Here is a 20,312-nt window from a genome sequence, read left to right on the forward strand (position 1 = left end):
TCACCCGACTTTGTTTTTAATTGCAACATTCACAATTTCATTCAATGTATTTCCATCAATTATCTTTTCTATTGTTCCGATACCCTTTGAATTAGAAAGTACTATTATTCTCTTAAATACTTTCCTCTCAATTAATGAGCCTATGACCTTCCTTTGTACGATATCTTCAATGGATTTACCATGTACAGTTGTTATTAAACTGATACCGGCTAATAGGGCCTCCTCTATGGCATCACTATCCTCCCTCCTTCCAATTTCATCTGTCGCAATAATATGTGGGGACATAGCCCTTATTAAAATCATCATACCAACTGCTTTAGGACAAGAATCTAGTATATCTGTTCTTGGTCCTAGATCATTTTGTGGTACTCCCTGGAAGCAAGCCCCAATCTCAGATCTTTCATCTACAACACCTATCTTCTTACCTTTAAAACTTAATGAAGGTACTCCTATACTTAAGTTCCTTATTATATCTCTAAGTAATGTGGTTTTCCCACACTGAGGAGGAGAAATAATTAAGGTGTTTAAAAATTCACCATTACTAATCAAATAATTTAAAACAGGAGTAGATACTCCTTTTTTCTCCCTCGAAATACGTATATTTAAACCAGAAAAATCTTTAATCGATCTTATATCATTCCTTGAACCTAACACTTTTCCTACTATACCTACCCTATGTCCACCCTCAACGGTTATATATCCGTTTCTAAGCTCCTCTTCTACGGAGTATATTGAATAATTCGTAACGAACTGTAGTGTATTTTCAATATTCTTTTTAGAAACTATAAAGCTATTAATTGGACTATCCGAAACAATGCCTTCATAGGTTATAAAGAAGTCCTCGTTGTTTAAATTTATCATTAGGGGTTTATTGACTCTAAGTCTTATTTCTTCAAGCTCATTTTTGATTTTTAATGGTAATTTATTAATAACTCCCCTAACCTCGGGGCATAATAGCATCTCAATTTTATAATTTACATTAAGAGGTGATATTCTCTCCACAAACATAACATGTCCCTCCTTTATATATAATCTATATTTATATACAAGCTCAAATATTCTTAAAATGATAAAAAAAAGAAAACCAACATATAAAACGTTGGTTTTCTCACATTTTTAAATTATTTTTATTCTTCGTCTTCTTCGATTACTGTACATGTGTCTTCATCATCAAAGTGATGTGAACAGCAGCATCCTTCATGCTCATGGTATTCTATTTCTAGGTCGTCTATGTCAACAACTTCTTCGCAGTTAGGGCAAATTACCTTATCTGCATCTTCGTCATCATATAAAATGTCTTCATCAACATAAAATGTTCTTTCGCATGTTGGACATTCTATTTCTAAGTAGTCAATTTCTTCATCTTCATCATCTTCGAAATCTTCATCTTCATAAATATCTTCTTCTACTTCAGCTAAATCCTCATCGATAGTTTCAATATACTCAGATAAATTTCTTTGCTCCTCTAATACCTCATCAATAACTTCAGCGAAATCTTCTAAAGTGTCGATAATGTTAAGGATTAGTTTTGCATTTTTAGAGTTCTCGTTTAGTTTTAACCCCTCTGCTAAGCCTCTTAAGTATGCTACGTTTTCATGTAAATGTGACATTGTACAACCTCCTTTTTTAAACTCTTTTTATATTATTGCATTAAAAAAACTTTTTATACTCTTGACATGTACTCTTCTGTTCTTGTATCTATACGGATTACATCCCCTTCATTTACGAAAAGAGGTACGTGTACTACTGCACCAGTTTCAACTTTAGCAGATTTAGTAACGTTAGAAGCAGTGTCACCTTTAATTCCAGGCTCTGTCTCAATAATTTTTAACTCAACAAAGGTTGGAGGATCAACTTGGAATGCTTTTCCTTGATAGAATTTGATTACTGCGCTATCATTCTCTTTTAAGAACTTAATTGCCCCTTCAACTTCCTCGAATGTTAATGGAAATTGCTCAAATGTTTCATTATCCATGAAGTAGTAAAGATCTCCATCATTGTATAGATATTGCATTTCCTTAGTTTCAATATGAGCCCTAGGAAATTTATCATTAGGGTTGAAAGCTTCTTCTCTTGTAGATCCTGTTTTAAGATTTTTGTATTTAGTTCTAACAAACGCTGCACCTTTACCAGGTTTAACGTGTTGGAAATCAATTACTACATAAGGTTCATTGTTTAATACAAAAGTCATACCCTTTCTAAAATCACCAGCTGATATCATATGTATCCCTCCATATATTGTTGTTTATATTTTTATATATTTAGTTCTATTAATTCCTTTGTTGATTTAGATAGAACTTCATAACCATTTTCAGTTACTACAACTAAGTCCTCAATTCTTACTCCACCGAAGTTCGGTAAATATATACCAGGTTCAACTGTTACTATCATTCCTGGCTCTAACACAATATCCCCTAGAGGGCCTAAGGTCGGCATTTCATGAACCTCTAATCCAAGACCATGTCCAAGATTATGACCGAAATATTCTCCATAACCTTTGTTAGTTATAATATCCCTTGCTATCTTATCTACTTCTTTACCCATTAAGCCAGGTTTTACACTCTGAAGAGAAGTTTGTTGTGACTCTAAAACAATATTATATATTTCTTTTTGCTTATCATTAGCTTTTCCAATTACTACTGTTCTAGTCATATCAGAACAATAGCTATTATAAATACATCCAAAATCAAAGGTAATAAAGTCACCTTCTTCAATAACTTTATTAGATGCCTTTCCATGGGGAAGAGATGATCTTACACCGGAAGCGACTATAAAGTCAAAGCTATTTTTAGCTGCACCATTCTTTCTCATAAAAAACTCCAGCTCTAGAGCTAACTCTAATTCTGTTTTGCCAGGTTTAATTAATGGTAAAATAAATTCAAAGCCTTTATCCGCAATAGCAGCAGCAGTTCTAATACTATCTATTTCTTCTTCTGTCTTAATCATTCTTAATTTATTAATTGCTTGTCCCAACTCAATTAACTGTATACCCTCTAATTTAGAGCTTAAATCAGTAAATTGCTGATAGGTCACAAACATATCTTCAATACCTAATTTGGTAATTTTTTTACTTAAAATAAAATCTTCTAGAGTTTTATCCTTTGTTACTTCAACAATTTCAATGCCTATGCACTGTTTTTGAGCCTGTTCTATGTATCTAAAATCAGTTAAAAAATATGTTTTATCTTTCAGTATTAAAACATTCCCTGTGGATCCAGTAAAATTAGATACATATAATCTATTTTCAGGTTTAGAAATTAGAATAGCATCTAAATCCATTTCCACTAATACTTCTTTAGCTCTACTTAATCCCATCACATTATTCGCCCCTAATATTGAATATTTCTAGTATGGTTCATAATAGCCTTTAATCCCAATATATAACTAAATGCACCAAAACCAGATATTTGTCCGATACACCCCTTGGCGGTAACACTTTTTTCTCTAAATTCTTCTCTTTGATGTATATTACTTAAATGCACTTCAACAACCGGTGCAGTTACTCCCTTTATCGCATCTAAAATAGCTATACTATAATGAGTATAGGCCGCAGGATTTATAACAATACCTGCACACTCCCTGTTTTTGTGAATAGTATCAATTATTTCACCCTCAAAATTTGATTGATATATCTCTAATTCTATATCAAATTTTTTAGCTTCCTGATAAAGCATTTTATTAATTTGATCTAACGTTACATTGCCATATATTTCAGGTTCTCTAGTACCTAATAAATTTAAATTAGGACCATGAATAACAATATACTTTTCCATAGGCATAAACACTTCCTTTGACGTAAAATCAACTAATATGATATCATATTTTACCAACGTTGAATAGTTTTTTTCATATTAATATGCGCAGAAACAATATTAATTATGTTTTGGATAATTTTTAACTTTATCTATTGCTAACAAAACTGCTCTAGTTACGTCTGTTTCAAACTGAATAGACATTTCTTTAACTTTAAAAAACACCTGTCCTGTGTCAGAAGTAAAATATCTAGGTTCAAGTTCATTTAGTGCTAAGGCCTTAATATCTGCAATGCACCTTTCACATTGACAAAGCTGTCCTTCAAAATTTTTCATAATATTTGGCATCAAAAAGTTCACTACATCTTCCATATGATTTTTAACTGGCATATTATCTCCCCTTATATAAATTTAAATAGTTAAGTTTTGATATATTTTGATTAACTTCAAAGGCTTAATTTTTAACTTTGGAAGACCAAATTCATCAACACCATCAAATATTTCTGTTGGTAGGTCAAACTCCACAGTAATAGGCTTTCTAGCGTGTAAATACCTACCTATTATGTCTGCTTTAATTATATTATAACTTACGACATAATCAACAGTTATTTTGTAAGAATGGTCGTGAACATATGAACTAAAGGGGTTATTTACAGTCCTATTAAATGAGGATATATTTAACAATATATTAGTCTTTAAAATATTTTGAAAATCAGGGGGACAGTAGTCAACTCCACCTTCTAGATTTATATAGTATATTTTGTAGTTAAACAATTCCTCAAAATACTTCTCAATTGCCTTTTCACATACTTTATTTATATCATTATATAAAACATCAATTGCAGATTCAGAAATATAATAGGCTCTAATACCATTAACATTTGATTGTACAGATATATGGTTTTCATATACTAAATTATAAAAGGTGACAACAATAATGGTGACTAATAAGCAAATTATAATTGTAGTTAATACTATGGATCCGGTTATCTTTCTCTTTTCTCTTCTCATAGCACTTACCTATTTATAGTGCCTATATGAAATCTACTCTTAACAGAGTAATCTATTTCACTGGCATAGACTTCAATTTCTACAACATTATTATTACCAATCTCTCTTACTGCTACATCATAAACAAAAGGCACTAAAACATTATTTTCACTGTTCATATTTACCCTTAGTTGTCTAGTAGGCCTATTAAAGTAAATGAATGCACTATTTCTCATATATCCACTAAGGTCTATCCACCTACTTACACCAGAACTAGTATAGCCTTCAAAGGCTTTTAAATTACTATGATAAACTATTGTTGATTGATCCACATCTCTAAGTCTTTTTTCAATATAATTTAAGGCAAATCTAGTGTTTCGCATATGAACGATATAATCATATTTATTATAGATATTTTTGTAAACAAAGGAAAAATGATTTAGAACAATAGTTAAAATAACTATACCCAGAGTTAATGAAACAATAAGTTCAATTAGGGTAAACCCTTTTCTATTAATAATCCACTTCACTAAAAACACCTCTTATAAATTAGTATTTATAAGCAAGTCCTCAGCTGTAATTGGCAATTCCTCATAATAAAAACTATTATCTAAAATTTGATTAATAAAAAATATTCTATACATATACATACTCCCAACAAAACCACGTACACTGGATAAACCCATATATAAGCTACTCTCATCTTCTATAGGCTCAATAATAATTTCACTAATATAATCTACACTATATGGATTTAAACTAAAATCCTCAAAGTTTATTTCTGCAACAACATAGGCTTTAAACTCTTCTAAGACGCTCTGATTAGCTCTTGCTACTTCATATTGTATATTGTTGTTCTTCATAATTTTTAAAGATGCATCAAAAATCTGAAATGAGCCTGTAAACAACATACTTACGATTACAAGAGAAATAATTACACTAATTAGTGTAAACCCTTTACTATCCATTTAAACTCCCCTCTATTAAGCTATATATTAATAATTTGTACCCTTCCGGTCCCAATTAAAGTCTCTATTCTAACTCCCTTACCCAACTTATTTTTAAATGTAAAACTACTGTATGTAGTTACTCCATTACGATTAAAGGTCACATATTGATTAGAGGTAGGACATATATTAATTCCATCTAATAAGTTCTTCCTTAAAACTACCCGTCCTGTCAAAAAATCCTGTTTAACAATATAATCTCTACCAATTATCTCAAACCTATATGCCTGACACTCATCTATACTTAGTTGTTGTGCAAGCTGCAATGCATTCCGAATCTCATAAGAAGTATTTTTAAGAGCAAAGCTATCTCTGGCTTTAATATTTATAGAAACAAATAGAGTCGTCACTATTCCAAGAATACATATAACACATATTAATTCAATTATTGTAAATCCTCTACTATTATTAAACATAATTCCTCCAAAATTCCTACAAAACTTCCTTTTACTTTGTAATATTCTCCATAATTTTACAATATCCTGTATAAATAAAAAATAAATGTTAAAAAAAATTAAGCTAGTACATGAAAAATATAATAGGATAAACAATAAAAAAGAGCCTATTTTATTGGCCCTAAGATACTAAATATACAGTTATCCATCTAATATGTAAAACAATCACCCAAATCCTGAGTTTAGAACTTAGAGGCGAATAAAACGGTATAAACGTTAATATATAAACATTTATACCGCTTTATACTTGTCCTATTATTTAAGATTTACTGATAAATCAAGTTTTGTGCAAGCTCTGAACTTCGTTAATGTCATATTACTTTTTAGTGTAGATAATTTTAGTATCTCAGCTAAGACAAGATAAGATTGAGAAATTCGTGTAGGTGTGACAACAACTTTTGGAAACTTGCCTTGAACCAAGACTAGTGGTTCTCTTATCGCTTCCATAATTTCAGCCACTGACACCTGCCTACCTTGTTCACTTGATAAAAGGTATTGCATATATCGTAAAATACATAAACATAGAAAGCACATTGTAAAATGCCCTTTAATATGATTATCACTCCACACGAATACTGGACGAGCTCTTAGGTCTGTCTTTAATATACGAAAGCTTTCTTCTATTTTCCAAAGTCCCCGTATATTTTCATTACTTCTTCTGTACTTAACTCTAGGTTGTTTGTTATTATTGCATAATAACCATCATAGCGTGATGCTTCATTTATTTTATTTTCATCTAATTTCCGACCCTCTGTATCTAATTCCATTTCAAGATATTGATTACATCCTCTTCTTAGAGCTTTTAATTGGTATGGCTTATCCAATTTCTTTTTTAATTTTTCAAGCATTCTTTCTCTATCTTGGTTATCTTTTTTAGCGCGTTTAGACGACCATGTCAGATGAATCTTTACTGGTATTTCTTCAATTCTATATTTTTAGGCCTACCCCGTTTGCCAATTTCTGAAATTTCATCTTCTTTTAGAGGAACTTTAACTTCTATATTTTGATTAACAACCTTACTGCGATATATGATTTCACCACTCATTGGATCTGTAGTGTTATTCCAGTTACTTTCATCCCAAACCATTTCTTTGAATCGTTCTTTAGAACGTTTCAAAGTATAACTAATTACAAAGTCTTGTCCACCTTTGATAAGGTATTCTAAGTTACTTCCACTATTAAGTCCTCTATCTGCTACCACGGTAATCTTCTCTAACCCATATAACTTTTTTAGTTTTTCAACAGATTGTACTAAAGTATTTTGGTCCATTGTGTTCCCTGGAAAAAGCTCAAATGTTATTGGAATGCCGTTATTATCCATCAAAAGCCCCATTACTACTTGAACTTCATTATTTTTATGATCTTTTGAAAATCCAAACATTCTAAGTTCGCCCCATTTGGTACTTTCGAAGGAATATGTCGTTACATCATAGTAAGCTTCAGACTCTTTTCGGTTCGTTTTCTTTTGAAAAAAGTCTGCTAAATGGGCTACCACAGCTTCTTTTTGGTCAGCAAGAACGTCTAAAACATCATAAAATATATCGTTTCCCAGAATTGGTACTCCAGCATAACGTTTTTGCTCTGAAGCCGCTAGATTAATGCTTGATGGGTGTGCGCAGCGATGAGCAATTAAATAATAAAGTGCTTGGGCCACAGTCTTTGCATTGCGCTTTCCAGAACTAACTTCAAAGAAGTTATCAAGGGCCATATTACTCCATAGTTGGTTGATTAGTGCATGACCGAAGTTATAGGAAGGAACAACATCAGTAGGAGACAAAATATCCATAACGGGTACTTCAAGAGCTAAAGGTGCAGTAGAAGTTTTCTTTGCCTTAGTAATTTCAGCTGCTTCGGCTTTTAATTTTGCAATAATATCTGGATCTTCTGCAAGCATACGTTCATAGTTGCCAATAGTTTTTACAACATGAGTTTTCTTGCGATTAGTTCCCGGAATGCGAGTATCTTCTCTAAATTGAATTACACGAGCCTTTCCTGAACCTGTTATTGCAACGTACATAACCTGTTCCCCCTGAATAATTATTTATATTCCTATTATACCATTTTTAAGTATAAATGGAAAGAAAATAATAGGAAATAACAGGACAAAATATATAAAAATTTTACAAATAAAAAGATCTCTGAAAACCGCTTCATTAGCAATCCTCAGAGATTCCTATTAAATTTAATGGGCATGATATCTTCTAAAGTCAGGAATAAATATTAAAAAAAATTAAGCTAGTACATGAAAAATATAATAGGATAAACAATAAAAAAGAGCCTATTTTATTGGCCCTAAGATACTAAATATACAGTTATCCATCTAATATGTAAAACAATCACCCAAATCTTAACTACTGCTAACGCTACAAGCACTTTAGGCAACCAAGGTACTTGAGATTTAACTCGGTATATAAATACTAATGATATGCCTACAAAGAGTAATACAAACAAAACTGTAAAATGCATAGATATATTTAAAAAGTAATCCATCAATGGATTTGCTTCTTCAATAATATCTAGCTTTAATCCAATGCAAGTAAATAATATATCTAAAACAGTTAATAAAAATATAGTAAAATAGATTAATTGACTTTTTTTCATTCATACAACCTCCAAAATACTTGTCAGTTGTATGATATTGTATGAACAGTTTTAATAATCTATTCTAATTTTTAAAATACGTAAATCTGTTTACCGAAAATTCAATAAGTTATTTAGTTTCTAAACAATACATTCTATAAATTTTACCAATTACTCCTCCCTAATTGCATTATAGTTGTATTGTATAAGTAATTCATCAGGTGAGGAGACATTTGATACTGAACCGCCCAGACCATTTATAATAATTGGCACAGTGGTCTCATCAAAATAATAAGACAAATCTCTAGAAGTTAAAGTACTCCCACCAGCGTTCATAAATACTCCATCTCTAGATATTGCAACACCAGTGAAAGATGCTATACCATTTAAATTTATGCTGCCCTTTGGAGCAATAAGAACTCCCGAAATATGTCTCCAATTTCCAATATTAATATTACCTTCTTTGCTAATTATTACTATATTGCCAGATGGACTTGTATGATGCGAAGAACTAAATGATCCTTCAATGATTGCTTTGAAATTATTAGGTATTTGGTTAAGAGTTAAATTACTATCATATTGTGTATAACCATTTTGTTGATACCATGTATACATCAGTCTACCACTTTGAATATGGGTTTCATCAGTCCTTAGCTTTAATTCATATTGTGGAATTGTCATAGTAGTCACTGCTGGAATAGTTGGTGTGCTTGCTTGACGAACTTGTGCTCCACTAAAAAGTTTCACATTGCTACTTACGGTTGCATTACCAGTTACATAAACATCTTTGTAAAAATTTCCTTCTTGAAGGTTAGCATTTCCATTCACATAAACATTACCCCTATATGTAGCAGTGTTAGTACTCTCAAAATTTCCGCCAAAATGTATATCGTCATTAAATGTACCGCGATTAGTAACTCTTCCATTGCCATGAACATAGAGTTTTCCATCATGAGTCAGAGTGTTATTAAGTTCGTAATCTCGACCTACATACATATTTTTATCGAATGTCCCAACATTATTTATAGTAGCATTTTCTTTAATATGCAGTTCACCACGAAAACGTGCATTATTGTCATGTGTATAGTTTTTTCCAACATAAACATCACCATTAACCGTACTGTTACTCTGCATCCTATAGTTTTCTTGAACAACAATTACTCCAGGTTGAATAGGAGAACCGAAAGTAGTACTACCTCCAAAGTGTAGAGAACCGGAAACATAAACATTAGATACCCCATTAAAAGAACCACCGTTTAAATTTGCGGGCGTTAAGTTCCCATTTACTATGGCTGAGGATCCAGCTCCATTAATAGTGTTCCCAGTAAATGTAAATCCATTGCCTAATGTAAATACAGTAGGCAAAAGAGTTGAAGTGCTTTTGGGTACCCATTCTATTCTAATTTCTGATGATACTGTCCTTGTTCTATCACCAATATCACCCTTTGATTTAATTAGGTATGTACGTTGATTTCCAACAACAGAACTTTGTTGTAAAGAAATAGTTGCCACCGGTATATGTCCAAAGGATTCTTCGTAGGTATAAGATTTTCCATTTAACTCGCTAACTATTGCAGCGAAAAAAGAGTCTGGATTGTCACCTTGAGATGAATTATAGATTGCTAGTATTTTAGATTCTATTTCGTGTATTGCCTCTCTCACTCCTGCTTCTGCTATATAATACACTGATTGAAAATCTCTTTCAATATATGTTAATTTATAATTTGATAGGGATACAGACAAAAGAGACATTCCAAATATAGATACAACCACCAAAACTAATAAAACTATCATCAGAGCTGATCCCTGTTTATTATTTAATTGTTGTAATCTAGATCTCTTTATCATAAATCATCTACTCCCTTAGGTATATTTCCGTTGTCAAAGTAAATTCTCGATTGTTTTTTGTTTCACTAATAACTTCTAAAGTTATTTTATTCCCTATCTTTTCAGGATTAAAAGCTTTAATACCTTTAATAACCTGACTACCGTTTCTATATAATGAATCTCCACTAAAACTGTATACTATACCATCAATATCTATACTACCAGTGGATACGTTAATATTACTATTATCTGCTCTTCGGATTTCTCGAGTAATATCTCTTATAGCACTTCGTACGTTTGATTGATTATTTACATTATATGTTTGTGTATAATAGCCTTTTATACTATAAGAAAAAATGGAGTATCCAACTATCATAATAATACTTAGTAGTGCTAGTACAATCATCATTTCAAGTAAAGTTAATCCTTTATTGTTTTTGACTGTCAACCTCATTCTTCACCCTACCTTCATAAATACCCTCTATTTCAAAGCCCACTATAACCTAAAGTTAATATTACTTTAGTATTAATCATGCCAAATTAAAAGTGTTTCCATTTGAGCCTCTAAATTGCTCTCAGAAGTATCTGAATAAACCTTTACTAGAACTTTAACTCGGTTAGTTTGAGTACTAATTTTTTTATAAATCCAGTAGTCTCCATTATAAAGGTCCCAATCTCGTTCTTCACCATCTGCAGGGGCAGGAACTGTGACATCTTTACTCTGATTATACATTTCTTCAATTACCCTTTGTGCAACATAAGTTGCATCAATAGTATTAGCTGATTTATTAATAACAAAAGCTGATTTAGTTAGTATTGTAAAAAAAGGTATTATAATAATACTTAGTATCGCGAAAGAAACCAATATTTCGACAAGTGTCATTCCTATTTGATTTGATATATAATCCTTTGATTTGACTAGTTTCATATAACAGAATACCTCTTTTCTTATTACTTTATTCCAAAAAAATCCTTCATATAATTTAATTCATGCTTTAGTGTCTGTTATACCAATTATTTCCAGAATTTATCATACATATCTTTAGATTAAGCTGATATACCTAAAACTTAAGCTATATTTACTGTAATTATAAAACTTATAAACCTATTTCTTTAAAGTAAATTACTCTCAAAGTTATAATAAAACGGCTTAAGATAAATTTAAGTCCCAAGCCGCTATTATTATATTTTTAATTATGTGTAATCTAAAACACCACATAAATTCACAAAAATTATTTCAATTTGCACTGCTACATATTTAGATGTCTAATCATGTTTATTTCAGTGTTATGCACTTAAGTAGATATCTATTATAAGTGTACTTGAACCCAACTCCCTATGGTGTTACTGTTATTACTCCATCAGCAGTAACATTTACTGTACGTGTACTCGTGCCAGCTAAAGGTTTTACTGCAACTAAGTTAGTAATTCTTGAATCTGCCTCAGTTAGTGCCGTTCCTGTGCCTGCAGTAGTAACAGTATAAGTTCCGTTAGTTTGTACAACTACCGCTACTGGTCCTATTAAACTACCTTCGGCCATAGCTACAGTAATCGCATTACCGATTAGAGCAGCATATTGCCTGTCTGCACCATCAGTGGCTTTCTGTCTGAATCCTGTAAATCTCGGAACAGCAATTCCCGCCAAAATACCTAAAATAGCAATAACTACGATAAGTTCGATAAGAGTGAAGCCTTTTTTGTTTTTAATTTTCTTTCCAATAAATTGAATCATTTTTGAATCCTCCTTTGTTTTTTTGTTTTGTTTTTTTTGTTTTTTGTCTTTTTTATTCTTTATTCTTTATATATACAAACCACATTCCTTATCCATATTATCTATATAGTATTTTAGTAACTTTAGGATTTGGGAATATGAGTTAGTATCATGTTTGGTGTTACTGTACTGTTTGCATCATATCAAACATTGGTAATACCATAGCTATAACTATAAATCCAATTATAATTGCCATAAATACTATCATAATTGGCTCTAGCATAGTAGTCATCTTACTAATAGCAAAATCTACTTCTTCATCATAAAAGTTAGCTGTTTTATCTAGAATTTCATCTAATGTTCCGGACTCCTCTCCTATACGAATCATGTTATCTAACATTGGAGGGAAGAGACCTGTTTGCTTAATTGGTGTCGCTATATCTGCTCCCTTTTGAATATCTTCCATTGCTTTCATGATACCTTCAGCTGCATACCTATTACCAACTGAATTTGCTACATTTTCTAAAGATTGTAATAATGGAATACCACTTATAAGTAGAGTAGATAAAGTTCTTGAAAATCTAGCAGAAATTATTTTCTGGTTTAACTTGTTTATTAATGGAATGCTTAGTTTAAATTTATCAAATTCTAATCGTCCCTCTTCACTATTTACAAATCGTTTCACACCATAGAATAATGCGAGTGATACTATAATAAATACGTACCAATATGCCTTAATTGCTTCGCTAAAAGATAAAAGCATTCTAGTCGGCAAAGGTAAAGCTACACCACTACTTTGAAACATACTAAGAAAGGTAGGCATAACAAAGGTTAATAGAAAAATCACAGTCACAGCAGAAACTAAACTTAAAATAATTGGGTATATCATTGCACCTTTAACTTTATTCTGAATTTTATTTTCCTTTTCATAATGAGTAGATAATCTGTCCATAACAATATCTAAACTTCCACTCACTTCCCCAGCTGCAACCATATATGTCATAAGTTGAGGAAAAACCACTGGATGCTTCTTTAGAGCTTCAGAAAAAGTAAGGCCTTTTTGAACATCTTCGTAAACTTCACCTACTGCTTTTTTTAGTTTCTTATTCTCTACTTGCTGCCTAAGAATGTCTAGACATTGTATTATTGTAATACCTGAATTTAGCATTGTATAAAACTGCCTACAAAACACTGCTATATCTTTAGTTTTAACTTTACTTAACAGTTGAAAATCTCTAATATCTTTCGACACAGACTCCTGAATTGACACAGGATAGTTTTGGTTTTCCTTTAGCATCATAACTACTTCATTTTTTGATTTAGCAGTATATGTGCCTTCAATATTCTCTCCCCTTACACTAACCGCTTTATATTGGTATACAGGCATATCTTCACCTCCTGCGAAATTACTTGTCTAGAAAAAAAGTTGCTTTCTAACATACTCTGTGTCGACGGCGTAGAATAGAGCAGTTTCTTTAGAAATAATCATATCCCTATATAGTTCTATTAAAGAGTGATCCATTGTCTTCATGCCAAATTTAACACCTGTTTGAATTGAAGCCTGTATTAAATGAGTTTTACCTTCACGAATTAAATTTCGAATTGCATCATTTGCTACCATAACCTCAATAGCAGCAACTCGGCCACTTTCATCTTTTCTAGGTAGTAACTGTTGAGACACCACACCTTCTAAAACTGACGCAAGCTGTATTCTTATATGTTGCTGTTGGTGGGGCGGAAATACATCAATTATCCTATCTATTGTTTTAGCAGCTCCAAGTGTATGTAACGTAGATAATACTAAGTGTCCTGTTTCAGCAGCAGTAATCGCAATAGATATAGTTTCTAAATCTCTCATCTCTCCAACTAAAATAACATCAGGATCTTGCCTTAAAGCGGATCTTAAACCATTTGCAAAACTAAAAGTATCTGAACCAATTTCTCTTTGATTTACTAGACTTTTATTATGTCTGTGTAAATACTCTATTGGGTCCTCCAAGGTCAATATGTGACACTTTCTCTCTGAATTTATTAAATCAATCATAGAAGCTAGAGTTGTTGTTTTACCACTTCCAGTTGGACCAGTAGCTAGTATAAGTCCCCTGGTTTTTCTAGATAAATCCCTTAATACATCAGGTAGTCCTAACTCATCAAATGATGGTATTTGCGAGTGAATTACCCTCATTGCAATTGTATAGCTGCCCCTCTGTTTATAGACATTTACCCTAAATCTACCTCTTCCAGGAGTAGAAATAGACAAGTCTAACTCTCCCTTTTCTTCTAATCTTTTTTGTTGTTCCTCATTTAATAATTGTTTTGCAATTATATCCGTATCTTGTGCAATGAGTTTAGTTTCTCCAATGGGCACTAACTGTCCATTAATTCTAATAGTTGGAGGTACCCCAACGGTAATATGTAAATCAGAACTCTTAGATTCCATTGTTTTGTCCATCAGTTCGTATATATCAATCACCATTAACTCCTCCTAATCTAAGCTAAAGGTTACTTTTAAAAGTTCATCAGTTGTGGTAACCCCTTCTAAAACAAGTCTAGTTGCATTTTCCCTTAGTGTAACCATACCTTGTTCAACGGCCATTCTTTTTATTACATCTGCAGTATCTTTATTATCAATTAGCGATTTAATAGCTTTATTTATTGGCATAATTTCATGAATAGCTGTACGACCTTTATACCCTGTTTGATTACAATAATTACACCCTGACCCTTTATAAAGGGTTGGATTGTGATCCAAATTTAATAATTCTTTTTCGTTGTTTCCACCTTCATAGGATACCTTACAGTTACTACAAATCTTCTTAATGAGCCTTTGTGCAATTATACCTACAACAGATGTAGATATTAGGTAAGGTTCTATTCCCATATCTATTAATCTAGTTACTGTAGAGGCCGTGTCGTTAGTATGAAGTGTGCTTAAAACCAAGTGTCCAGTAATAGCTGCTCTAACAGCAATTTGTGCAGTTTCAGTGTCTCGAATTTCACCAATCATTACAATATCAGGGTCTTGTCTTAGTATAGCTCTTAAACCATTAGCAAAAGTAAGACCAGCTTTAACATTTACTTGAGTCTGATTAATTCCTTCTAAACGATACTCCACCGGGTCTTCAACTGTAATAATGTTTTTATCTACCTTATTTAGTTCCTTAAGTACTGCATACAAAGTAGTTGTCTTTCCACTGCCCGTAGGGCCTGTAACTAAAAAGATACCATGTGGGTTTTGAATTATATTATCAAAGGATTTTAAATTCTCATCTAAAAATCCTAATTGATTCTTAGATAACACTACCCCACTTCTATCTAATAATCGTATAACTATTTTTTCCCCATGTACCGTTGGCAATATTGAAATTCTCAAATCGATATCTTTTCCTTCTATACTCGTTTCCACTCTACCATCTTGAGGAATTCTCTTCTCAGCTATATCCATCTTACCCATGATTTTAATCCTGGTAACTATAGGAGAGTGGCTTGACTTAGCCAGACTCATAACTTCCTGTAAATCCCCATCTATCCTAAAGCGAACTCTTAAATTTCTTTCTCCCGGCTCTATATGAATATCACTAGCTGATGATTTTACTGCCTGGCTTATTATTGAGTTTACTAACTTTACAACGGGTGAGTTTTTTATTTGATTTAAGATTTCTTCATCATAATCATCTATTGATTCTATATTAAAGTTTTCTTGAAATTCTTCTAAAGCCTGTTCAGCAGTTTCTTTTTCATAGTAAACTGAGATAGTATTCAGGATGTCATTTCGAGTTGCAATTACAGGCTCAACATCAAAACCAGTTGCTATTTTAATATCATCTAAAGCAAATATATTTAATGGGTCCGCCATAGCAACTACTAGTTTTCCCCTATCCTTTTTTATAGGTATAAGGGTGTGACGACGAGCTAATTTTTCACTAATCAATCTAGGAATTTCTGGCTCAATATAATAGTTATCGAGTATAACATGTGGTATACCTAGTTGAAATTCTAGTACCTCTATGAGCGCTTTTTCAGTTATATACTTCCCTTTAATTAGGATTTCCCCGAGCTTTTCTCCGGTAGATTTCTGTAGCCTTAATGCTTCTTCCAGCTGCTCCTGAGTTATACTTTTTACATCTACTAACAAATCTCCGAGTCTTTTGTTTTTGAATTTCATTGAGAACAGCCCCCCGTAGGTGTACACATTATAATTTCTTAAAAGTCATAATAGTATATCGTTAATTTAAAGTATGCATTAAATAAATTGCTTCTGCCTTTGTAATATGCTTATCTAAGTTTTCTTGCCCTACAGAGTTAAATCCTCTTTCAGCACTAATTTTTTCAGCAACTTGCTTCCACTGAAAATCAGGGTTATTAAAAATGCTTTTTATTACTAGCTCAACTTCCGTATAGCTGATAGGTGCTTGTGGTCTTAAAGTATTATCTGTATACCCAATGATAAACCCACTATAAACACCTTTATATATTGCTTTTGCTATTGCATTCTCATAATTCCCAAGATTATTGTAATCCTCGTACTTAGATAGATCTACACTTTGTTCAGGCTCCGTCCATTTTAAAACCTTATCTAAAAGTAATATGAATTCTCCCCTAGTCATGCTTTCATTTGGATAGTAATTATTATCCTTATCCCCACGAATATAGTACATGGTACCATATATATCTATTTCCTTTTCAGCCCAGTGACCAATAATATCATTGAATTTTTTATATCTTCTATCAATTAATAATAGGGAGTCTCCAGCTCTATATATGTAGTTTGAACCTTCCCCTATAGATAAAGTGGATGTAAATGGGTCCAAATTTTTATTGTTTTTGTCTAAGTACCAGTGATATAGGCCTTCAGACCCTACACCATAAGGTAGTCTATAAAAATCTAAAGCTATAGTACCGTTTAATAGTCCATCTTCTTTACTACTAACTGTAAAATTATTGACTATAACCTTTTTTTGAAAACCCCATATTCTTTCTAGTAAACTATTTAATGCCTTATAGTTACCCTCATAGCTAATATTTATAGCTATTGCATCTATCGATGTATTGCCAAGAGTTTCTACCCGAGGTTGTGAAAAGGTTATTGAGGATACTTTAATGCCAGAACTATTTATAAAGTCCTGCAAAAGTAAAATTAATTCCTCTTGATTTATAAATGGGAAATAATTATTAGCTAAAATCTTAACCTTTTGACTTAAATCTTCAATGGTGCTATCTATTTGCTGTTCTGAATTATCTGTCCTCATGTAATCAGCTAGCTTTAACTCAGCCTCATTCATTTCCAACTTTTTAGCCTCTAGCTTTTCAAGTTGGGGTATTATTAAAAAAAAGTAATATATAGATAATAAAACCACTACAAATAGTAAAGTAACTGATTTCTTCTCCCTATTTGTTAATTTCATCCTATCTCACTTCCTTTACTTTAAATTGAATAGTAAAGTTATAGATGCCCTCATCTAGGTTAATAGAAGGAATAAATATATCTTCAAAAGCTTCAGTTAGTCTTAAATTATATTCAAATTCAGCTATAGAACTTTTATCCTTTGCATTTCCCTGAATAGTAATATTATCTTCGGATGCATTCATAGACTGAAAGAATAAATTTTCAGGGACAGTTCCAAAAACTTCGTTAATTAAAAGATCATTGATAATATCAAGACTGCTAATTCCCTGCTCAATGCTACTAACTAATTGTAATTGATTTCTCAGTGTACTTACTCTAGCTTCCTTTTCCCTTACTCTTTCCAACTTCAAAGTTGCTTCAGGACTTTGTAGTATTTCATAAATTGAAGAAATATCATTTGTCATATTAGTAATTCTTATATAATTAACAACTGGAATAGATACTAGTCCCATTGTTAGAATTATTGCTATGCCATAGAATATCTTTTGTTTTTTTTCTATGCCTCTTTGCTTGAAAACATAGGGTTCAAAAAAATTTATATCTCTCATTTTTATTCCCCCGATCTTCTTATTAGAGCTCCGATATTATTGATATAAGAAGCTAAGCTTATGGTACCTGCTTTATCAGTATTAAGATTACTTAAGTAATCTATTTTATAAGTAGGTATGTTAAACGCACCTTCTAAATATTTATCAATACCACCTAATTCACTACTGCCACCATAAATATAGATTTCATCAATCATGTTACCAGTATTTCGCGTAGTGTAGTACTTGAAAACTTTTTCTATTTCAGTCACCCAGTTATCAATGCTTGATTTAACAACGTTCATGAATCTAGACGCATATGAAAAATCCTCTAATTCCTTTTCTATATACCCCATATCTGTTGCTTCTGCTATATCCGTACTTGAAGCCGCTGTAAAATTATGTAATCCTTCATTTATATCTAAAATTTGTTTTTTCATTTTTTCTGCTTGTCCTAATGAAAAATCTAAGAAAGTACATATATTTGTATCTATATCTTTTCCTCCCATTTTCAGTAATCTGTTAAACTTAAAGATTCCTTTTTCGATAATAATAGTATTAATTTGAGTATGTCCTATATCAATAACTGCTATAGTTTTATTAGACATACTATCTTGTTTATTAACTCTTTCACATAAACTAAATATTTTGTCTACACCATTTGAATGAATATCAAGTACTATAGGTTGTAAACCTAAGGATTCAATTAGATGAAAATAGTCTTCAGCAATTTTATTAGGAAGTGCTGTCGCTAATACTTTAGTTTTTTCCATTCCACCATCTTCAAAGGTCTCTAAAATTTTGTATTGAATAATATACTCATTTACTTGGATTGGTAAGTATTGTTCAATCTCAAACTCAAGCATGCCTTTTAACTGTTCTGGTTTTACCGAAGGCATATAGATTTCTCTTGTTATTATTGAGGAGCTCTCTATTGAACAAATTGTTTTAGTTGTATTGATTCTATGATTATGTAATGCCTTAGCAATAGTTTCTTTTAGTCGTAGCATACTGAAAGTTCTATCATCAAATAAGGAATCATCGGAAGTATCAATATTAACTACCTTGGTAATCGTTACTAAATTTTTTTCATACTTTCCTACAGCCATTTTAATACTATGACTGCCTATATCAATAGAAAGTATATCTTTATTCCATATACTAAAAATACTTTTGCCCAAGTCCATTCCCCCTCTAATAATTATTGAAAAACATACCTACATACCATACTAAAATTTCCTGGTGCCAACAAATAGTTATAAAAGTTGCTATTGCTATGAAAGGTCCAAATGGGATGGCTTCCTTCCTTCCCTTTTTTTTAAAGGTTATTAATAGAATTGATAAAACTCCACCAATTAGAAACGACAAAAGCATCATTAGAAGTGTAAGTTTCCAGCCTAGCCAAAAACCTAGAGCCCCCATTAATTTTATATCTCCACCACCCATGCCACCATTAGACAATATAGCGATTAATAGGAAAAATCCCCCGCCTATTAAAAAGCCTACTATACTATCTATCAAAGGATAAGGTACTCTATATAAAACCATACTTGCTAACTTATATGCCAATCCTAAAAGTAATATAAATACAACTATACCGTCAGGAATTATCTGATAATCAAAATCTATTACGCTCATAGCTAGAAGCGTACTTGATAATATTGCATATGCAATAAATTTAATAGATAATCCAAATCGTAAATATAATAAAACAAAAACAAAACAATTGAACAATTCAATAAAAGGGTATCTAATAGATATATTATCCTTGCAGTATTTACATTTGCCGCCATAAACAATATAACTTAGAACAGGTACTAAGTCCAAGGGCTTTAAATATGTATTACAGGTCGTACAGTGGGATGATGGATATGCAATGGACTCTTCTCTTGGAATACGGTATATGCAAACATTTAGAAAAGAGCCAATTAATAAACCCACTAAAACTATAAATACAATCACACTATCCCAACTCCTAAACCATCTATTTGTTAATACTCAAATTATACTTTATTTTTTTTTACTTTGAAAATGCAATAACTGTTAATTTATTGTT

At 31.7% G+C, this 20,312-nt stretch carries 24 protein-coding genes; all 24 read right to left on the minus strand.

Going from position 1 to position 20,312, the window contains the following annotated elements; all coding sequences use genetic code 11:
* Complete coding sequence (gene spoIIIAA / locus HZR23_RS13590; RefSeq protein ID WP_132848184.1) at window positions 1-1,008, minus strand: stage III sporulation protein AA; 1,008 nt, start codon at window positions 1,006-1,008, stop codon at window positions 1-3.
* Window positions 1,009-1,127: 119 nt separating this feature from the next.
* Entirely contained in the window at window positions 1,128-1,610 is a 483-nt protein-coding gene (locus HZR23_RS13595) for a CD1247 N-terminal domain-containing protein (protein ID WP_132848183.1), read from the minus strand.
* A gap of 53 nt (window positions 1,611-1,663) precedes the next feature.
* A complete protein-coding gene (gene efp, locus HZR23_RS13600; RefSeq protein ID WP_132848182.1) occupies window positions 1,664-2,221 on the minus strand; it encodes an elongation factor P in 558 nt (185 codons plus the stop codon).
* 32 nt (window positions 2,222-2,253) lie between these two features.
* A complete protein-coding gene (locus HZR23_RS13605; protein ID WP_132848248.1) occupies window positions 2,254-3,315 on the minus strand; it encodes a M24 family metallopeptidase in 1,062 nt (353 codons plus the stop codon).
* Window positions 3,316-3,329: 14 nt separating this feature from the next.
* A complete protein-coding gene (gene aroQ, locus HZR23_RS13610; protein ID WP_132848181.1) occupies window positions 3,330-3,773 on the minus strand; it encodes a type II 3-dehydroquinate dehydratase in 444 nt (147 codons plus the stop codon).
* Between the two features lie 99 nt (window positions 3,774-3,872).
* Window positions 3,873-4,142 (minus strand): late competence development ComFB family protein, encoded by a 270-nt coding sequence (locus HZR23_RS13615; RefSeq protein ID WP_132848180.1) that lies wholly within the window; start codon window positions 4,140-4,142, stop codon window positions 3,873-3,875.
* A gap of 21 nt (window positions 4,143-4,163) precedes the next feature.
* Window positions 4,164-4,763: a hypothetical protein gene (locus HZR23_RS13620; RefSeq protein WP_132848179.1), complete on the minus strand. Its 600-nt coding sequence runs from the start codon at window positions 4,761-4,763 to the stop codon at window positions 4,164-4,166.
* A 5-nt stretch (window positions 4,764-4,768) separates the two neighbouring features.
* Window positions 4,769-5,272: a PilW family protein gene (locus tag HZR23_RS13625; RefSeq protein ID WP_165913663.1), complete on the minus strand. Its 504-nt coding sequence runs from the start codon at window positions 5,270-5,272 to the stop codon at window positions 4,769-4,771.
* 12 nt (window positions 5,273-5,284) lie between these two features.
* Window positions 5,285-5,710, minus strand: a complete 426-nt coding sequence (locus HZR23_RS13630; protein ID WP_132848177.1) for a type IV pilus modification PilV family protein — start codon at window positions 5,708-5,710, stop codon at window positions 5,285-5,287.
* Between the two features lie 20 nt (window positions 5,711-5,730).
* Window positions 5,731-6,165: a type II secretion system protein gene (locus tag HZR23_RS13635; RefSeq protein ID WP_132848176.1), complete on the minus strand. Its 435-nt coding sequence runs from the start codon at window positions 6,163-6,165 to the stop codon at window positions 5,731-5,733.
* A gap of 659 nt (window positions 6,166-6,824) precedes the next feature.
* Complete coding sequence (locus HZR23_RS17305; RefSeq protein WP_249536692.1) at window positions 6,825-7,028, minus strand: hypothetical protein; 204 nt, start codon at window positions 7,026-7,028, stop codon at window positions 6,825-6,827.
* Between the two features lie 83 nt (window positions 7,029-7,111).
* Window positions 7,112-8,221: an IS1634 family transposase gene (locus HZR23_RS17310; protein WP_249536693.1), complete on the minus strand. Its 1,110-nt coding sequence runs from the start codon at window positions 8,219-8,221 to the stop codon at window positions 7,112-7,114.
* A gap of 275 nt (window positions 8,222-8,496) precedes the next feature.
* Entirely contained in the window at window positions 8,497-8,805 is a 309-nt protein-coding gene (locus tag HZR23_RS13645) for a DUF5658 family protein (RefSeq protein ID WP_132849049.1), read from the minus strand.
* 150 nt (window positions 8,806-8,955) lie between these two features.
* Complete coding sequence (locus tag HZR23_RS13650) at window positions 8,956-10,632, minus strand: hypothetical protein (RefSeq protein WP_132849048.1); 1,677 nt, start codon at window positions 10,630-10,632, stop codon at window positions 8,956-8,958.
* A gap of 7 nt (window positions 10,633-10,639) precedes the next feature.
* On the minus strand, window positions 10,640-11,065 hold the full coding sequence (locus tag HZR23_RS13655; protein WP_132849047.1) for a prepilin-type N-terminal cleavage/methylation domain-containing protein: 426 nt from the start codon (window positions 11,063-11,065) through the stop codon (window positions 10,640-10,642).
* Window positions 11,066-11,137: 72 nt separating this feature from the next.
* Complete coding sequence (locus tag HZR23_RS13660; RefSeq protein ID WP_132849046.1) at window positions 11,138-11,539, minus strand: type IV pilus modification PilV family protein; 402 nt, start codon at window positions 11,537-11,539, stop codon at window positions 11,138-11,140.
* A 408-nt stretch (window positions 11,540-11,947) separates the two neighbouring features.
* Entirely contained in the window at window positions 11,948-12,343 is a 396-nt protein-coding gene (locus tag HZR23_RS17640; protein WP_279229898.1) for a type II secretion system protein, read from the minus strand.
* Between the two features lie 160 nt (window positions 12,344-12,503).
* Window positions 12,504-13,709, minus strand: a complete 1,206-nt coding sequence (locus HZR23_RS13670) for a type II secretion system F family protein (RefSeq protein WP_132849045.1) — start codon at window positions 13,707-13,709, stop codon at window positions 12,504-12,506.
* 27 nt (window positions 13,710-13,736) lie between these two features.
* Window positions 13,737-14,792, minus strand: coding sequence for a type IV pilus twitching motility protein PilT (locus HZR23_RS13675; RefSeq protein WP_408641313.1), 1,056 nt, complete (start codon window positions 14,790-14,792; stop codon window positions 13,737-13,739).
* Window positions 14,793-14,807: 15 nt separating this feature from the next.
* Window positions 14,808-16,487, minus strand: coding sequence for a type II secretion system ATPase GspE (gene gspE / locus HZR23_RS13680; RefSeq protein WP_132849044.1), 1,680 nt, complete (start codon window positions 16,485-16,487; stop codon window positions 14,808-14,810).
* Between the two features lie 61 nt (window positions 16,488-16,548).
* Window positions 16,549-17,727 (minus strand): S-layer homology domain-containing protein, encoded by a 1,179-nt coding sequence (locus HZR23_RS13685; RefSeq protein ID WP_132849043.1) that lies wholly within the window; start codon window positions 17,725-17,727, stop codon window positions 16,549-16,551.
* Window position 17,728: 1 nt separating this feature from the next.
* Window positions 17,729-18,277 (minus strand): PilN domain-containing protein, encoded by a 549-nt coding sequence (locus HZR23_RS13690; protein ID WP_132849042.1) that lies wholly within the window; start codon window positions 18,275-18,277, stop codon window positions 17,729-17,731.
* 2 nt (window positions 18,278-18,279) lie between these two features.
* On the minus strand, window positions 18,280-19,437 hold the full coding sequence (pilM, locus tag HZR23_RS13695) for a type IV pilus assembly protein PilM (protein WP_165913723.1): 1,158 nt from the start codon (window positions 19,435-19,437) through the stop codon (window positions 18,280-18,282).
* Window positions 19,438-19,450: 13 nt separating this feature from the next.
* A complete protein-coding gene (locus HZR23_RS13700) occupies window positions 19,451-20,218 on the minus strand; it encodes a prepilin peptidase (RefSeq protein WP_132849040.1) in 768 nt (255 codons plus the stop codon).
* Window positions 20,219-20,312: the final 94 nt, after the last annotated feature.

The sequence above is a fragment of the Serpentinicella alkaliphila genome, from assembly GCF_018141405.1.
Classification (GTDB): Bacteria; Bacillota; Clostridia; order Peptostreptococcales; family Natronincolaceae; genus Serpentinicella; species Serpentinicella alkaliphila.

What these genes read in the sequence shown, in the direction of transcription:
- HZR23_RS13660 (WP_132849046.1), bottom strand. Translation starts at nt 11,539, where the DNA reads ATGAAACTAGTCAAATCAAAGGATTATATATCAAATCAAATAGGAATG.
- HZR23_RS13615 (WP_132848180.1), bottom strand. Translation starts at nt 4,142, where the DNA reads ATGCCAGTTAAAAATCATATGGAAGATGTAGTGAACTTTTTGATGCCA.
- HZR23_RS13655 (WP_132849047.1), bottom strand. Translation starts at nt 11,065, where the DNA reads ATGAGGTTGACAGTCAAAAACAATAAAGGATTAACTTTACTTGAAATG.
- efp (WP_132848182.1), bottom strand. Translation starts at nt 2,221, where the DNA reads ATGATATCAGCTGGTGATTTTAGAAAGGGTATGACTTTTGTATTAAAC.
- spoIIIAA (WP_132848184.1), bottom strand. Translation starts at nt 1,008, where the DNA reads ATGTTTGTGGAGAGAATATCACCTCTTAATGTAAATTATAAAATTGAG.
- HZR23_RS13635 (WP_132848176.1), bottom strand. Translation starts at nt 6,165, where the DNA reads ATGTTTAATAATAGTAGAGGATTTACAATAATTGAATTAATATGTGTT.
- gspE (WP_132849044.1), bottom strand. Translation starts at nt 16,487, where the DNA reads ATGAAATTCAAAAACAAAAGACTCGGAGATTTGTTAGTAGATGTAAAA.
- HZR23_RS13630 (WP_132848177.1), bottom strand. Translation starts at nt 5,710, where the DNA reads ATGGATAGTAAAGGGTTTACACTAATTAGTGTAATTATTTCTCTTGTA.
- HZR23_RS13650 (WP_132849048.1), bottom strand. Translation starts at nt 10,632, where the DNA reads ATGATAAAGAGATCTAGATTACAACAATTAAATAATAAACAGGGATCA.
- aroQ (WP_132848181.1), bottom strand. Translation starts at nt 3,773, where the DNA reads ATGGAAAAGTATATTGTTATTCATGGTCCTAATTTAAATTTATTAGGT.
- HZR23_RS17310 (WP_249536693.1), bottom strand. Translation starts at nt 8,221, where the DNA reads ATGTACGTTGCAATAACAGGTTCAGGAAAGGCTCGTGTAATTCAATTT.
- HZR23_RS13595 (WP_132848183.1), bottom strand. Translation starts at nt 1,610, where the DNA reads ATGTCACATTTACATGAAAACGTAGCATACTTAAGAGGCTTAGCAGAG.
- HZR23_RS13645 (WP_132849049.1), bottom strand. Translation starts at nt 8,805, where the DNA reads ATGAAAAAAAGTCAATTAATCTATTTTACTATATTTTTATTAACTGTT.
- HZR23_RS13620 (WP_132848179.1), bottom strand. Translation starts at nt 4,763, where the DNA reads ATGAGAAGAGAAAAGAGAAAGATAACCGGATCCATAGTATTAACTACA.
- HZR23_RS13685 (WP_132849043.1), bottom strand. Translation starts at nt 17,727, where the DNA reads ATGAAATTAACAAATAGGGAGAAGAAATCAGTTACTTTACTATTTGTA.
- HZR23_RS13605 (WP_132848248.1), bottom strand. Translation starts at nt 3,315, where the DNA reads ATGGGATTAAGTAGAGCTAAAGAAGTATTAGTGGAAATGGATTTAGAT.
- HZR23_RS13670 (WP_132849045.1), bottom strand. Translation starts at nt 13,709, where the DNA reads ATGCCTGTATACCAATATAAAGCGGTTAGTGTAAGGGGAGAGAATATT.
- HZR23_RS13690 (WP_132849042.1), bottom strand. Translation starts at nt 18,277, where the DNA reads ATGAGAGATATAAATTTTTTTGAACCCTATGTTTTCAAGCAAAGAGGC.
- HZR23_RS17640 (WP_279229898.1), bottom strand. Translation starts at nt 12,343, where the DNA reads ATGATTCAATTTATTGGAAAGAAAATTAAAAACAAAAAAGGCTTCACT.